At 55.7% G+C, this 14314-nt stretch carries 13 protein-coding genes; 2 read left to right on the forward strand and 11 right to left on the reverse strand.

Annotated features, from left to right (window positions below; translation table 11 throughout):
• Positions 1-220: 220 nt before the first annotated feature.
• The 6 genes from lysS to ftsE form a co-directional block, all read right to left on the reverse strand.
• Entirely contained in the window at positions 221-1720 is a 1500-nt protein-coding gene (gene lysS, locus KJS55_RS03070) for a lysine--tRNA ligase (protein ID WP_213542623.1), read from the reverse strand.
• A gap of 11 nt (positions 1721-1731) precedes the next feature.
• Positions 1732-2205 (reverse strand): transcription elongation factor GreA, encoded by a 474-nt coding sequence (gene greA, locus KJS55_RS03075; RefSeq protein WP_187032103.1) that lies wholly within the window; start codon positions 2203-2205, stop codon positions 1732-1734.
• 495 nt (positions 2206-2700) lie between these two features.
• Positions 2701-3423, reverse strand: a complete 723-nt coding sequence (locus KJS55_RS03080; protein WP_187032101.1) for a hypothetical protein — start codon at positions 3421-3423, stop codon at positions 2701-2703.
• 52 nt (positions 3424-3475) lie between these two features.
• The gene (locus KJS55_RS03085) at positions 3476-4714 is read right to left on the reverse strand and encodes a murein hydrolase activator EnvC family protein (protein ID WP_213542624.1); all 1239 of its coding nucleotides are present in this window, start codon (positions 4712-4714) and stop codon (positions 3476-3478) included.
• A gap of 31 nt (positions 4715-4745) precedes the next feature.
• On the reverse strand, positions 4746-5633 hold the full coding sequence (ftsX, locus tag KJS55_RS03090; RefSeq protein ID WP_187032097.1) for a permease-like cell division protein FtsX: 888 nt from the start codon (positions 5631-5633) through the stop codon (positions 4746-4748).
• Positions 5626-6318, reverse strand: coding sequence for a cell division ATP-binding protein FtsE (gene ftsE, locus KJS55_RS03095; RefSeq protein ID WP_187032095.1), 693 nt, complete (start codon positions 6316-6318; stop codon positions 5626-5628). Before ftsE ends, ftsX begins: the two co-directional genes overlap by 8 nt.
• Before the next feature lie 354 nt (positions 6319-6672).
• On the opposite strand from ftsE, the gene KJS55_RS03100 reads away from it, so the two are divergent.
• Positions 6673-7350, forward strand: coding sequence for a nitroreductase family protein (locus KJS55_RS03100; RefSeq protein ID WP_213542625.1), 678 nt, complete (start codon positions 6673-6675; stop codon positions 7348-7350).
• Between the two features lie 105 nt (positions 7351-7455).
• Here KJS55_RS03100 and KJS55_RS03105 read toward each other — a convergent pair whose 3' ends face one another.
• Together KJS55_RS03105 and KJS55_RS03110 are read right to left on the reverse strand one after the other, a co-directional pair.
• A complete protein-coding gene (locus tag KJS55_RS03105; protein WP_187032091.1) occupies positions 7456-8547 on the reverse strand; it encodes a PucR family transcriptional regulator in 1092 nt (363 codons plus the stop codon).
• 157 nt (positions 8548-8704) lie between these two features.
• Positions 8705-9424: a pseudouridine synthase gene (locus tag KJS55_RS03110; RefSeq protein ID WP_187032089.1), complete on the reverse strand. Its 720-nt coding sequence runs from the start codon at positions 9422-9424 to the stop codon at positions 8705-8707.
• A gap of 79 nt (positions 9425-9503) precedes the next feature.
• Between KJS55_RS03110 and KJS55_RS03115 the strand changes: the two genes are divergently transcribed.
• Positions 9504-9974: a DUF4830 domain-containing protein gene (locus KJS55_RS03115; RefSeq protein ID WP_187032087.1), complete on the forward strand. Its 471-nt coding sequence runs from the start codon at positions 9504-9506 to the stop codon at positions 9972-9974.
• A gap of 184 nt (positions 9975-10158) precedes the next feature.
• On the opposite strand, the gene KJS55_RS17265 is transcribed toward KJS55_RS03115, so the two are convergent.
• The 3 genes from KJS55_RS17265 to fusA form a co-directional block, all read right to left on the reverse strand.
• The gene (locus KJS55_RS17265; protein ID WP_228300446.1) at positions 10159-10737 is read right to left on the reverse strand and encodes a hypothetical protein; all 579 of its coding nucleotides are present in this window, start codon (positions 10735-10737) and stop codon (positions 10159-10161) included.
• Between the two features lie 130 nt (positions 10738-10867).
• Positions 10868-12073 (reverse strand): elongation factor Tu, encoded by a 1206-nt coding sequence (gene tuf / locus KJS55_RS03125; RefSeq protein WP_187032085.1) that lies wholly within the window; start codon positions 12071-12073, stop codon positions 10868-10870.
• Positions 12074-12195: 122 nt separating this feature from the next.
• A complete protein-coding gene (fusA, locus tag KJS55_RS03130; protein WP_187032083.1) occupies positions 12196-14301 on the reverse strand; it encodes an elongation factor G in 2106 nt (701 codons plus the stop codon).
• Positions 14302-14314 lie beyond the last annotated feature (13 nt).

Below are 14314 nucleotides of genomic sequence, written 5' to 3' on the forward strand. Positions count from 1 at the left end.
CGATGTCGCTCATGTTGAATACTTATACGCAATTCCTAAAAAAATGCCCATGACTCAATCGTCATGGGCATTTCTCATGTGGCATTCTCTTCAATTAGTTTGGGGGTAAATTCTGGGGGTAAAACCGCCCCCTCTTTTCAGTCAATGGGGGTAAAACGGGGGTAAAACCGGCCTTCCTTGTGTTGAAAAAGCCTGCAACCCCTTGCGCTGCAAGGGTTTCTCAATCGAGGGGCTTCATCGTGGGGAACAAAATGACTTCCCGAATGCTGTCAGAGCCTGTCAGCATCATCACGCACCGATCAATGCCGATGCCAAGCCCGCCGGTAGGGGGCATACCGTACTCCAGAGCGGTAATGAAGTCGTCATCCATCATGCCGGCCTCGTCGTCGCCTCGGTCCCGCAGCTCTACCTGCTTTTGGAAGCGAGCCCTCTGGTCGATGGGGTCGTTGAGTTCTGAGAAGGCATTGCCCATCTCGCTGTGGCAGATGAAGAGCTCGAACCGCTCCGTCAGCCGGGGGTCCTTGGGAGAGCGCTTAGCCAGGGGAGACACGTCCACCGGGTGCATGGTAATAAAGGTGGGCTGGATCAGCTTTTCCTCCACCTTCTGGTCGAAGCATTCATAGAGGGCGTTGCCCCAGGTCTTCTCCGCTGTCTCCAGCAGCTCCACACCGATGGCTTTGGCGGCGGCCACCGCCTCGTCGTCACTGTCAATGGTCATGAAGTCGATGCCGCAATACTGCTTTACCGCTTCATGCATGGGAAGACGGGGCCAGCCGGGGGTCAGGTCGATCTTCTCCCCCTGCCATTCTACCTGATAGGTGCCCAAGAGCTTTTGCGCCGCAGAGGACAATAACTCCTCAAAAAGGTCCATCATGCCGTTGAAATCTGTGTAGGCCTGATAGAGCTCCACGGTGGTGAACTCCGGGTTGTGCTTGGGGTCCATACCCTCGTTGCGGAAGATACGGCCGATCTCATATACCCGGTCCAGTCCGCCGACAATGAGCCGCTTCAAGGGCAGCTCCGTGGCGATGCGCATATACATGTCGATATCCAGCGTGTTGTGATGGGTGATAAAGGGACGGGCCGTGGCGCCGCCGGAAATGGTATTCAAAACAGGGGTCTCCACCTCCATATAGCCGCGGCTGTCCAGGAACTCCCGTACATGCCGGATGAACTGGGAGCGAAGCACGAAATTCCGCTTGACCTCTGGGTTCACCATGAGATCCACATACCGCTGGCGGTAGCGCAGCTCTGTGTTGGTCAGGCCGTGGAACTTCTCCGGCAAAGGCAGGAGCGACTTGGAGAGCAGGGTAATCGTCCTGGCCCGGACGCTCATCTCTCCCCGCTGGGTGCGGAATACCTCGCCGTCCACACCTACAATGTCACCGATATCATATTTTTTGAACTCCTGATAGGCGGCCTCATCCATCTCGTCCTGACGGGCATAAAGCTGGATGCGGCCGTCCCGGTCCTGGAGATCGCAGAAACTGACTTTGCCCATGCCCCGCTTGCTCATGAGCCGGCCAGCTACCTTCACACTCCGCCCCTCCATGGCATCAAAGTTCTCCTTAATCTGCCCGGAAGTGGTGTCCCAGTCAAAGCGGGTGGTCTGGAAAGGGTCTTTCCCCTGGTTTTGGAGCACAGCCAGCTTTTCCCGCCGGATCTTCGTCTGTTGACCCAGATCCTGCTCGGCCTGGGGGTTGTTCTTTTGTTCAGCCATCTTGGTACCTCTCAGCGCTCAATCTTCTTTAGCGTGTAGACCACGGCACCCCGGGGGGCCTCCACGGTCACGGAGTCGCCCACCTTCGCGCCCAAAAACGCCTTGCCGAAGGGGGAATCCTCGGAGATCACGCCGTGCATGGGGTCTGCCTCCTGAGAACCTACGATCCAGTAGGGGGGCAGCTCCTTGCCGCTGGCATCCTCCACCGTCACCTTGCAGCCAATGGCCACCACATCCGTGCCCATGCTGCTCTCATCCACGATGACCAGGTGTTGCACGATCTCCTCCAGCTCAGCAATGCGGGAGTACAGCTTGCCCTGCTCGTTCTTCGCCTCGTCATATTCACTGTTTTCGCTCAGATCGCCAAAGCCGCGGGCCACCTTGATCTGCTCCGCCACCTCGTCACTGCGGGTTGTTTTCAGATAGTTCAGCTCTTCCTGTAATTCCTGAGCCCGTGCCGCACTCATTTTGTATTCTTTTTCCATGTTGTTAATCCTTTCCACGGCATTTTGCAGGAAGAAAATGACGTTTTTCCCTACGGATGCCTATTTTATTATATGATGACAGTGTAGTATTATAGTGTCTGAATTTCAGAATGTCAAGGGTCGTTCCCGGAAGACCGCCACCTCTCCCTGCATCCGTCTCTTCCCCGTCTGTATGATCCCATCATCATTTTGATCTCATTCCAGCGGAAGCTTCCCTATGAAAATGTCAAAAACCCTCTGGATGCCATCAGGATATATGGTACGCCCCTCCTGCCGCAGCTGCATAGCAGATTTCTTCTAGGTCTTTGCCTACTCTTGCATAGAAAATGATATTCCAGAGAGTCCAACACGCAACTCTCACAGAAAAACAAACGGAACCTGCTGCTGACCGAGACTGTCGAACCTCCGTCAAGAACGATATCACCGTCATGTGCCTCCCTCACCACAGGGACGAGACAATATGTTGGTATGAAAAAAGCGGGCCAAAGGCCCGCCTTACGATCCGACAGAGATCTGTCGAATACTTCCCGCCTCCCGCAGGACTGATAAGAGCTGTCCCCGATTGACGCCGTCGGGCAGCTTTTCCTCCAGAGCCGGCGGCAGTCCCAGAGGCGGCAGCGGCTCTTTTTCATCGTACAGCAAGATCCGTCCGGAGCCGCGGCAGTCTGTCCGCGGGTCAAAGAGCACCGCGGCCTCTGCGCCCTCCAGCTGTTCCTGCGATGGCCCCAGCAGCAGGGAGACTCCATACTCCCGCCGCAGCTGCCGGCAAAGATCCTCCCCGCCGTAGGGCAGGTCCAGCAACACATACCGGTGCCGTAGCACTAGCTCCGTCACCGTCCGCACCACCTCCCCCGTCAGTGATGCGGCACACACCGCCACCCTGGCCCCCGCTGTTGGAATCCCCCGTTCCAGCAGGGACCAGCGGACCCAGTCCGCCGCAATTGCCCGCCGCAGTGGGAGCGTGGACACCGGCCTCAGGCCACCCTTTGTCAGTTGATCCAGGTAGGGAAAATCCTCCGGCAGCACCACCTGCGTGATATTCTGTCTGCGCAGGCGCTTCACGGCGGACGCCACCCTCCGCCGCAAGGCAACCTCGGGCGTCTTGGGGCCCCTGGTGATTTCCGCGCAGAAAAACCGCGTGTGCAGAATGCTCCGCTCCCGAACCTGAACCGCTTTTTCCCGTTTTCCCGGGGGCTTCCAAAGCAACATACCAATCATGAGCAAAACCTCCCGTCCCATGATATGGGACGGGAGGCTCGATTATGATTCTTTAAGCTGATGCAGAGAGGGTATACCCGGTGAGGTAACCCATACGGGGCTCCGCACCATGGCCGCTCAGAGGATTCACCCGGACGCCGTTCTCCGTGACCTCAAAATGGAGATGAGGACCTGTGGAGTTGCCGGTGGAGCCGGTGATGCCAATCACATCCCCCTGATTTACATACGCCCCCACAGATGTTTTGATGCTGCTCATGTGGGCGTAAAGCGTGGTGTTGCCACTGCCGTGGGAGATAACCACATAGTTGCCGTAGGACTTGGAGTAGGTCGCCACAATCACCGTGCCGGCCTTGGAGGCGTATACCGAGGAGGTGTAGCCCACCCGGCCGATGTCGGTGCCCTTATGGTTGGTGGAGCCGATACCGCCCGGAGAAGTTCGTCCGCCCACCGTGGAGGTGATATAACGGCTGCTTACCGGCCAGATATATCCGCCGGGGTTACTCTCCACTGGCTGACCGTTGGCCGCCTGCTGCGCCGCCAGCTCCCGGCTCAGGCGTTGAATCTCAGCCTGAATGGCCTCCTCTTCCGCCTCCATTTCGCTGAGGACAGCCTCTGTCTCGTTCTCCGTGGCTGTAAGCTCCTGGATCACTTTGTTAGCGGCGGTACGCTGCGCATCCAGCTCTTTTTTCTTGCTCACAAGGTCCGCCTTGGCAGCTTCCTCCTCCGCCTTGTTGTCCTCCAAAGAGGCTTTTGTCTCCTCAATTTGCTCCTGCAGGGCTTTCAAATCGTCGATCACCCGCTGGTCAGAGGCCATGATCTCATTGATGAAATCCACCCTGGAGAGCAGGTCCGTAAAGCTCTCCGCGTTGAAGAGAACAGACCAATAGGACACGGTGCCCCGCTTCTCCATTGCCCGCACCCGCTGACAAAACAGCTCGTACTGGGCGGCCTCCTGCTCCTCCGCCTCCGCCAGCTCCTGCTCTTTTTCGCTGATCAGCGAGGCATATTTGGAAATCTGCGCCTCCACATTGCTGATCTGTGCAGAGGTATTGGCAATCTGCTGATCCAGCAGGTTCTTGCGCTCCATGGCGCTGCTCTTATCATCAGCCAGTGCATCCAGCTTCTTCTCGAGTTCCTTACGCTGTGCGCTCAGATCGCCGGCGTCGTCCTTGAGGGCATCAATGTCCGCCTGGGTCACTGCCAAAACCGGCGACAGATTCACACTCAGGCTGCAAACCGCCAGCAGCAGAGCCACCAGCACGCGGCCCGTTCGTCTCCATCTCTTTTTCATAGTACCTCCCAATCCGCTTTGACAAGGCGGCTCATACCTGTAAAAACTTACGAATTGCCGAGAGGCTGCCGCCCACGCCAATGAGAATCCCGGCACCAGCAAAGGTCCCAGCCACCACTGGCCACAGCTCCCGGAAAGGGATAATCCGGATTAGCTGCAACGTGTCATTGGTGTCCACACCCTGGGCTACCGCCTCGTACAGCCCCCACTGCAGCAAAAAGGCAATCACCGCGCTGAGAAGCCCCAGCATAAAGCCCTCGTAGACAAACGGCCAGCGGATAAAGCCATTCGTTGCGCCTACCATACGCATGATGGCGATCTCATCCCGTCGGTCAAAGGTCGTGAGCTTGATGGTGTTGGAGATGATGAATACTGACACCACAAATAAAATGGCAATCAGCGCCACACATACCACCGTGGCCACATTCCGCACGGTGATAAAGCCGCCTGCGATTTCCTCGTGAGCGTTGACATCGGAGATGCCCTCCACCGCCTTCACCAGCTCCACCGTCTGGTTCTGCTTGGTCAGATCCTTCACCTTGATGGCATAACGGTCCTCAAAAATCTCTGGGTCTAAGTCCTGCAGCACCGCCTCATCCTCATACTGCTCCTCGAAACTGGCGGTAGCTTCTTCCTTGCTGATAAATGTAACAGAGGCAACATTGTCCAGCGCCTCCAATTCGCTTTGCAGCGCCCTGGCCTGCGCTCTGGTATAGCTGTCGTCCACGTAGGCCAAAATTTCATTTTCCTGCTCCAGGTCTGCCAGCAGCTCATTGGCATTCACAGCCACCAGAGTAAATGTTCCCATAATCAGCAGGCACGCCACCGTAATGCCAATCGCCGCAAAGGACATGAAGCCATGGCTGAACATGTTGGAAAGGCCCTCATGGAAGAAGTATTTGAAATCGTGCTTACCCATGAATCCGTCCTCCCACATAGCCGCCAATACTGTCGTTGACCACCCGGCCAGCCTCAATCGTAACCACCCGCTTGCCAAACCGGTCCACCAGGTCCTTCTCATGGGTCACTACCACCACTGTGGTACCCAGCTGATTAATTTTCACCAACAGGCTCATCAATTCCAAGGACCGCTCTGGGTCCAGGTTTCCAGTGGGCTCGTCAGCGATGATGGTGTTGGGGTTGTTCACCAGTGCCCGGGCAATAGCAACCCGCTGCTGTTCGCCGCCGGAGAGTTCGGTCGGGTGGCTTTTGCTCTTTTGCTCCAGCCCCACCAAATTCAGCACGTAGGGAATCCGTTTTTTTATCTCCTTGGGGCTGGCACCCACCGCCCGCATAACAAATTCCAAATTTTCATACACAGTCTTTTTCTCAATCAGGCGGAAATCCTGAAAAATAACCCCCAGCGTCCGCCGCATCAGTGGAATCTGCCGGCCGGAAATGTTGCTCACAGAGAAACCGTTGATCATAATCCGTCCGGCACTGGGTTCCACCTCACTGGTGAGCAGCTTAATAATTGTCGACTTTCCGGAACCGGAGGGGCCGACCAGAAAGACGAACTCCCCATCCTCAATGGTCAGACTGATCCCCTGGATCGCCCGTGTCCCATTATCATACTCCATCTCCACATCTTTCAACCGAATCATGCCCACACCTCGCATGCTGTCCCGGCTGGGGATTTTCCATCCTCCCGGCCAGTCGACATAATGTAATGACATTTTACATTATATCTGGTTTTTTGCCACAATGCAACTATAGATTCTCTTTTTCCAGAGATCGTGGATCATGGGGGTTCATCTCTCCCTTGATCGCCCGAGACACTGGATTCCAGTGTCGAAAAAGCAGTGTTTCAACCGCCCTATCCAAGTCTCGTCGCCTATCTTCAATCTGTGACGGGATAATTTCACTGTCGCTTTGCCACCAAACGCCGCCGGCCAGCTGGAAATATCCGTATCAATCTGATATACTGAATGAAAATACGGGACATGCGGAGGTTGACTATGGATTTGAAAGAAGCGATGGAGCAGCGGCACACGGTTCGGTCTTATATCGATCGTCCGCTTCCGTCAGAGGTCATACGGCTCTTGGCAGAGCGCATCCAGAAAAATAACGAAGCCTACCGTCTGCACATGCAGTTGATAACAGAGAATATCGAAGCCTTTGGCCCTCTGCTCAGGCTGATTCTGGCTAAAGGAGTTCGCAATTATATCATTTTGTCCGCCCCCGCTGGTCCCACGGTGGAGGAGCGTCTGGGGTACTGCGGTGCAGACGTGATGTTGTATGCGCAGACACTGGGCTTGAACTCCTGGTGGGTTGGCGGCACCTTTAACAAGAAGGGCGTTCAAAAAAACGCCGATTCTGCCGGAACGGAAAAAATCATTGGTCTAATTGCCATCGGCTATGGAGCTACTCAAGGCGTCCCCCACAAGTCCAAACGTCCGGAGGACATCAGCCATTACCATGGAAAAGCCCCGGACTGGTTTATAGAGGGTGTGCGTGCCGTGCTCCTGGCGCCAACCGCACTGAATCGGCAGGCCTTTCAGATTGAGGGTGACGGCGAAAGAGTCTCCATGTCTTACGGCAGAGGTGCGTTTGCCGACGTGGACCTTGGAATTGGAAAGTATCATTTTGAGATCGGTGCCGAAAGGGAGCATTTCATCTGGGCCGAACATTCCTGAGCCAAAATATGCCGGGCTGCGCGAAACGCACACTCTCACAGCGGCTCTGGTCTCATGGCGCAATATGCATGCAAAAAGGCGGCGGACTTTTGTCCGCCGCCTTTTTCAGGATTCAATTCCTCTGGAAGTCAAATACTTCTTGACCATCAGCGCCACCTTAAAGGTGATCGCGTCGTCGAACTCCCGCAGGTCTAGACCTGTCAGCTTCTTAATCTTTTCCAGCCGGTACACCAGCGTATTCCGATGTACAAAGAGCTTTCTTGCGGTCTCGGATACATTCAGGTTATTTTCAAAGAATTTATGAATGGTAAACAGGGTCTCCCGGTCCAGCGCGTCAATGGGATTCTTCTTGAAAACCTCCTGAAGGAACATCTCGCACAACGTCGTCGGAAGCTGATAGATCAGTCGGCCAATGCCCAGGTTCTCATAGTTGATGACGTACTTCTCCGTGTCAAACACCTTGCCCACCTCGATGGCAATCTGGGCCTCCTTATAGCTCTTGGCCAGATCCCGCAGATGGATGGCAATGGTTCCGATGCCCACCACTACCGTGCTCTCGCCTTCCACCCGGAGCGCCTCCTCAATGGAGACGGCAATCTTGTTCAGTTCCTTCACATTGGAGCCCTCGGGCATCTGGCGGATCAGCGCCACATCTCCGTCCCCAACACTCAGGACAAAATCACTCTGCCGGTCAGGGAACAGTGCCTGCACCGTATCCGTGGGAACAGACTCCCCCTTTTTCAGCGAGCGCACCACAAAAACACCCCGTGGAATATCTGCGCCGACCCGCAGCTCCTTGGCCCGCATGTAAATGTCGCCCAGCATGATATTGTCGGAAATGATATCCTTGATGAACGTTCCCCGGTCATGCTTTTCCTCATAATAGGCCTTGGCCGCGTTTAACGATACCGTGGCCAGCGCACACACAGTCTTGCTCACCTCATTGTCGCCAAAGGCAAACACCGCGTAATCGAATTGGTTTCCCCACCCAGCCAAGGCCTTGAACGTCTTCCCGTCAGAAGAAATCATACTGCCGGCAGCGCTGTTGACAACAGGCACATACTCCGCCCAGCGCTGACCAATCATGGACAGCTCGCTGCAAGCGATGACAATACCCTCGCCGTCAATCACACCAACAGTGCGGTCCGTATTTTCCTTTAACTGCAGCACCACGTTTTGAAAAATTCTCCCAGACATGACCGCCCTCCATTCAATCTCATCACTTATTCTCTTTGTGCAACTTGTCAACGCCTATATTATACCGGGACTTTTGACAAAACGCAAGACTTTTCTTCTCTTTTCAACAAAAAAATTGTGGAATTTTTGTTGAAGTTTTATGTTTCCCTAGAAGGCGTTACAATTCCCTCAGCCGCTCTACTTCATAATCTGTCAAAAAGCGAAAGCTCCCCCGTGAAAGTGACGGGTCCAGGCACAGATTGCCCATTCGAATCCTCTCCAGATATACCACCGGGGTCCCCCGGGCAGCCAGCATTCGCTTTACCTGGTGGAACTTGCCCTCCCGCAGAGTCACACAGGCTTCGCTGCCGTTCCCTGCCGTCAAAATTTTCAACTCCGCCGGCTGGCAGACCAGCCCATCCTGCAAAACCATCCCGGCTGAAAAAGCCCGGCAGTCCTCTTCTGTCAAGCGCCCAGCCACCCGCACAAAATATTCCTTGTCCACATGGTGACGTGGAGAGAGCAGATGGTGCGCCAGAGCGCCCTCATTGGTCAGAAGCAGCAGTCCCTCCGTATCCTTATCCAGGCGTCCCACGGGAAAGAGGTTCTGACGCCGCAGCTCCGGTGGCAGCAAATCCAGCACCGTGGTCCCCCGTCCGTCCTCCGTGGCGGAGAGATACCCAGCAGGCTTGTTCAGCATCACCCAGGTAAACCGGCGGTAGAGCATAGGCTCTCCGTTTATCGTAATCGCCACTGTCTCTGGGTCTACCTGATCCTGGGCGGAACAGGCGGGCGCTCCGTCTACCCAAACCCGCCCATGGCGAATCAGGTCCTTGACCTCCCGCCTGGAAAACCGGCCTGTCGAGGCGATGATCTTGTCCAGCCGCTGCTTCTCCATGACTCTGTCCCCCTTTTGTATTGTATTCTATCATATTCTTTCTCAGAATTGAATATGGAACTGACAGGAGGGATGCAAGATGCTGATTTTCACCACACGGTTTTCCAAGAAAAAAGCTGTGTTGACTGTCATTGTCATTGGAGCAGTCATCGCAGCACTGGTCATTTTGGCCGGACATTTTCAAAAAGGCGGCAATGCCGATCTGCCCCAGCTCACTGACAATCCCCAACGGGTAGCCTATCTGCAGTCCTTAGGCTGGGAGATCGAAACCGAGCCGTTGGAGACTCTGCAGTTCCTGCTGCCGGCAACATTGACGGAACCTTACCTTTCATACAATCAGCTGCAAAAAGAGCAGGGCTTTGACCTATCCGAGAGCTGTGGCAAACAGGTAGCGCGGTATACCTATGCTGTAACCAACTATCCCGGCCGGTCCACCGGCGTACAAATCAATCTGTATGTCTGCGAGGATCTTCCCGTGGCGGGAGATGTCTGCTGTCCCGGGTCTGACGGGTTCCAAGATATTCTGGCCTATCCGGAATCGGATACCTAATGGTGGCATTTTGCAAAAGTCCCCGGCTCATGGCACCCATGGACCGGGGCATCCGCTGCCGGAAAAGCACAGCTTGTCCGCACAGCGGTCCTGATTCTCTGCGTTCATCCTGGGTCCGGGGAGAAGTCCTACACAGCCAGTTCTCTGTGATAGACCAGCGCATAAAACGCCAGCGTGCTCGCAATCAGGGCGAAGATATAAAGAGCTTCCTGTTCCTGGTCCTTCGATAAAACAAGGCTCCGAAGGCCAGCATACCCACGCCGTCCATCAGGAGCTGGAACAAGAATTTCTGATGACTTGAGAGGTAGATGGCAAGGGCAGCCGCCTCCGCGGCCAAAGCCCCCACCGGCAGTGCGTACAGAATGGAGCTGAGTTCTCGGTCCCTGTTCCAGTCGTAGAGAAAAAACGCCGCCATACCGCAGGGAATGGAGAGAAGGGAAAGCATCACGAACAGCGAAAACCGAAATCCCCCGGAAAGCAGAGGGATAAAAGTTCCAAGAACTGCCTGCAGCCCATAAAAGCTCAGTGTCATTCCAAACATATACAGAAATGAACTCTCTCCGGCGCAAAGATGCGAGGTGCTGAACAGCACAATCAAGGTATTGGTAATCACCCAGAAGCCCAACAGTGTCTGGATAGAGGAAAGGCTCCACAGAGTGTCTCCGGGGAAGTAATCGGCCAGCCGGCATATCCCGCCAATAAGCATGCCAATCAAAAAAATCTTGCCATAAGACCCTACAGTATGTTCCAGTCTTCGTGCCATATCAGTTCCCGCCTTGACTCCTGTTTTTATGGCCTCATCATAACACACGGTCTCTTAGATTGTCCATCAGCGCAGGTAGAAAAAAAGACTGCTGCACAAGCAGCAGTCTTTTTCAATTTGTGGGGAAAAATTACTTCTCCTCGACCTCGGTCACAGCACCGGAACCGACGGTACGGCCACCCTCGCGGATAGCGAAGCGCAGTCCCTTCTCAATGGCGATGGGGGTGATCAGCTCAACGCTCATCTCCACGTTATCGCCGGGCATGCACATCTCAGTGCCCTCAGGCAGGGTGATGACACCGGTCACGTCCGTGGTACGGAAATAGAACTGAGGACGATAGTTGTTGAAGAACGGAGTGTGACGGCCACCCTCATCCTTGGACAGGACGTACACCTGGCCCTTGAACTTGGTGTGGGGATGGATGGAGCCGGGCTTGGCCAGAACCTGGCCGCGCTCGATGCCGTTACGATCCACACCACGCAGCAGCGCGCCGATGTTGTCGCCGGCCTCAGCGTAATCCAGCAGCTTGTGGAACATCTCGATACCAGTAACAACGGTCTTCTTCTTCTCGTCCATCAGGCCGACGATCTCCACTTCCTCGGAGAGCTTCAGCTGGCCACGCTCCACACGGCCGGTGGCGACAGTGCCGCGGCCGGAGATGGTGAACACGTCCTCAACGGGCATCAGGAAGGGCAGAGAATCGTCACGGGGAGGAGTGGGGATATAGCTGTCAACAGCGTCCATCAGCTCCTTGATGCAGGCATACTCGGGAGCATTGGGGTCCGTGGACTCAGAAACCAGCGCGTTCAGCGCGGAGCCCTTGATCACGGGGATGTCATCACCGGGGAACTCATAGTTGGACAGGGTCTCACGGACCTCCATCTCCACCAGCTCCAGCAGCTCCTCGTCGTCCACCTGATCGCACTTGTTCAGGAACACCACGATGGCGGGCACGCCCACCTGACGGGCCAGCAGGATGTGCTCCTTCGTCTGAGCCATGGGGCCGTCGGTAGCGGCAATGACCAGGATGGCGCCATCCATCTGAGCAGCGCCGGTGATCATGTTCTTGATATAGTCGGCGTGGCCCGGGCAGTCCACGTGGGCATAGTGACGGGCCTCCGTCTCATACTCCACGTGAGCGGTGTTGATGGTAATGCCGCGCTCCTTCTCCTCGGGAGCCTTATCAATGCTGTCATAGGCCTCGAACTGAGCCTTGCCCTGCAGAGACAGCCACTTGGTGATAGCGGCGGTCAGGGTGGTCTTGCCATGGTCCACGTGACCGATGGTGCCAATGTTTACATGGGGCTTAGTTCTTTCAAATTTCTGCTTCGCCATTTGAAAATCCTCCTGTCAGTTTTCAAAATACATTTGTAGCAATGCAATTATCAGCACTGCCTATTTTACCGTATATCGCAGAGAAAATCAACAACGAAATATCCACATTTCGCCATGCCCGCTCAGCCCTGGGGCTTGGTGCGGGTCTCCACGATCTTATCCCGGATATTCTTGGGAATCTCCACGTAGTGACTGGGCTCCATCGTATACTGGCCGCGGCCCTGCGTACGGGAGCGGAGGTCGGTAGCATAGCCAAACATCTCGGCCAGAGGCACATTGGCGTCGATCTGCTGGGCGCCACTGCGGGCCTCCAGCTTCACGATCTGTCCGCGGCGGGCATTCAGATCGCCAATCACATCGCCCATATACTCGTCGGGCACGATGACACTGACCTTCATGATCGGCTCCTGCAGTGTGGGGTCGGCCTTCCGGCAGGCCTCTTTGAAAGCCATGGAACCGGCAATCTTAAAGGCCATTTCAGAGGAGTCCACCTCATGATAGGAACCATCATACAGCGTAACCTTCACATCCACCACCGGGAAGCCGGCCAGCACGCCGGCGTTCATGGCACCCTGGATACCAGCGTCCACCGCGGGAATATACTCCTTGGGGATGGCGCCGCCCACGATGGCGTTGACAAACTCGTATCCCTTTCCGGACTCGTTGGGCTCCACGTGAATCTTGACATGACCATACTGGCCCTTGCCGCCGGACTGGCGGGCATACTTGGTGTCCTGATCAACAGCCTTCTTGATGGTCTCCTTGTAGGCAACCTGCGGGGCACCCACGTTGGCCTCCACCTTAAACTCGCGGAGCAGACGGTCCACGATGATCTCCAGGTGCAGCTCGCCCATACCGGCGATGATGGTCTGCCCCGTCTCCTCGTCCGTGTAGGTCTTGAAGGTGGGGTCCTCCTCAGCCAGCTTCACAAGGCCCATAGTCATCTTCTCCTGGCCGGCCTTGGTTTTGGGTTCAATCGCCACACGGATCACGGGCTCGGGGAACTCCATGGACTCCAGAATGATGGGAGCCTTCTCATCACAGAGCGTGTCGCCGGTGGTGGTGTTCTTCAGACCCACGGCGGCACCGATGTCGCCGGAATAGACCTCCTCCAGATCCTCCCGGTGGTTGGCGTGCATTTGCAGGATGCGGCCAATGCGCTCCTTAACGTTCTTGGTGCTGTTGAGCACCGCGGAACCAGTGGCCAAATGACCGGAGTACACCCGGAAGAAGCTCAGACGGCCCACATAGGGGTCGGTCATAATCTTGAAAGCCAAAGCGGAGAAGGGTGCGTTGTCGTCGGAGTGGCGTTCTTCCTCCTCGTCCGTCTTGGGGTTGACACCCTTGATGGCGGGGATGTCCACTGGGGAAGGCATATAATCCACAATGGCGTCCAGCAGCTTCTGCACGCCCTTATTCTTGTAAGAGGTGCCGCAGACCACGGGAACCATCTCGTTATCGATGGTGGCCTTCCGGATGGCCGCACGGATCTTGGGCAGAGGCACTTCCTCACCGCCCAGATACGCCTCCATGATCTCATCGTCAAACATGGACACGGCGTCCATCAACTTCTCATGATACTCGTTGGCCAGGTCCATCATGTCGGCGGGGATGTCCTCCACACGCATGTCCTTGCCCAGATCGTCATAGTAGACATCCGCTTTCATCTCAATGAGATCGATGATGCCCCGGAAAGTATCCTCAGCGCCGATGGGCAGCTGGATGGGCACTGCGTTGCACTTAAGGCGGTCGCCCACCATCCGCAGCACATTGTAGAAGTCCGCACCCATGATGTCCATCTTGTTGACATAGATCATGCGGGGAACCTTGTAGTTATCGGCCTGGCGCCACACCGTCTCAGACTGGGGCTCTACACCGCCCTTGGCGCACAGGACGGTCACAGAGCCGTCCAGCACACGCAAAGAGCGCTCCACCTCCACGGTGAAGTCCACGTGGCCCGGGGTGTCAATGATGTTGATCCGGGTGGAGGGGTACTGGTTGCTGGAACCAGACCAGAAACACGTGGTGGCGGCGGAGGTGATGGTGATACCGCGCTCCTGCTCCTGAGCCATCCAGTCCATGGTGGCGGTGCCGTCGTGGGTCTCACCGATCTTATAGTTCACGCCGGTGTAGAACAAAATACGCTCGGTTGTCGTTGTTTTGCCTGCGTCGATGTGAGCCATAATGCCGATATTTCTGGTGTTTTCAAGGGTTGTTTTTCTCGGCATACTGTATCTCCTA

The sequence above is a fragment of the Pusillibacter faecalis genome (assembly GCF_018408705.1).
Taxonomy (GTDB): Bacteria; Bacillota; Clostridia; order Oscillospirales; family Oscillospiraceae; genus Oscillibacter; species Oscillibacter faecalis.

What these genes read in the sequence shown, in the direction of transcription:
- fusA (WP_187032083.1), bottom strand. Translation starts at nt 14,301, where the DNA reads ATGCCGAGAAAAACAACCCTTGAAAACACCAGAAATATCGGCATTATG.
- ftsX (WP_187032097.1), bottom strand. Translation starts at nt 5,633, where the DNA reads ATGGGTAAGCACGATTTCAAATACTTCTTCCATGAGGGCCTTTCCAAC.
- KJS55_RS17265 (WP_228300446.1), bottom strand. Translation starts at nt 10,737, where the DNA reads ATGGCACGAAGACTGGAACATACTGTAGGGTCTTATGGCAAGATTTTT.
- KJS55_RS03100 (WP_213542625.1), top strand. Translation starts at nt 6,673, where the DNA reads ATGGATTTGAAAGAAGCGATGGAGCAGCGGCACACGGTTCGGTCTTAT.
- KJS55_RS03115 (WP_187032087.1), top strand. Translation starts at nt 9,504, where the DNA reads ATGCTGATTTTCACCACACGGTTTTCCAAGAAAAAAGCTGTGTTGACT.
- lysS (WP_213542623.1), bottom strand. Translation starts at nt 1,720, where the DNA reads ATGGCTGAACAAAAGAACAACCCCCAGGCCGAGCAGGATCTGGGTCAA.
- greA (WP_187032103.1), bottom strand. Translation starts at nt 2,205, where the DNA reads ATGGAAAAAGAATACAAAATGAGTGCGGCACGGGCTCAGGAATTACAG.
- KJS55_RS03110 (WP_187032089.1), bottom strand. Translation starts at nt 9,424, where the DNA reads ATGGAGAAGCAGCGGCTGGACAAGATCATCGCCTCGACAGGCCGGTTT.
- KJS55_RS03085 (WP_213542624.1), bottom strand. Translation starts at nt 4,714, where the DNA reads ATGAAAAAGAGATGGAGACGAACGGGCCGCGTGCTGGTGGCTCTGCTG.
- KJS55_RS03080 (WP_187032101.1), bottom strand. Translation starts at nt 3,423, where the DNA reads ATGATTGGTATGTTGCTTTGGAAGCCCCCGGGAAAACGGGAAAAAGCG.
- ftsE (WP_187032095.1), bottom strand. Translation starts at nt 6,318, where the DNA reads ATGATTCGGTTGAAAGATGTGGAGATGGAGTATGATAATGGGACACGG.
- KJS55_RS03105 (WP_187032091.1), bottom strand. Translation starts at nt 8,547, where the DNA reads ATGTCTGGGAGAATTTTTCAAAACGTGGTGCTGCAGTTAAAGGAAAAT.
- tuf (WP_187032085.1), bottom strand. Translation starts at nt 12,073, where the DNA reads ATGGCGAAGCAGAAATTTGAAAGAACTAAGCCCCATGTAAACATTGGC.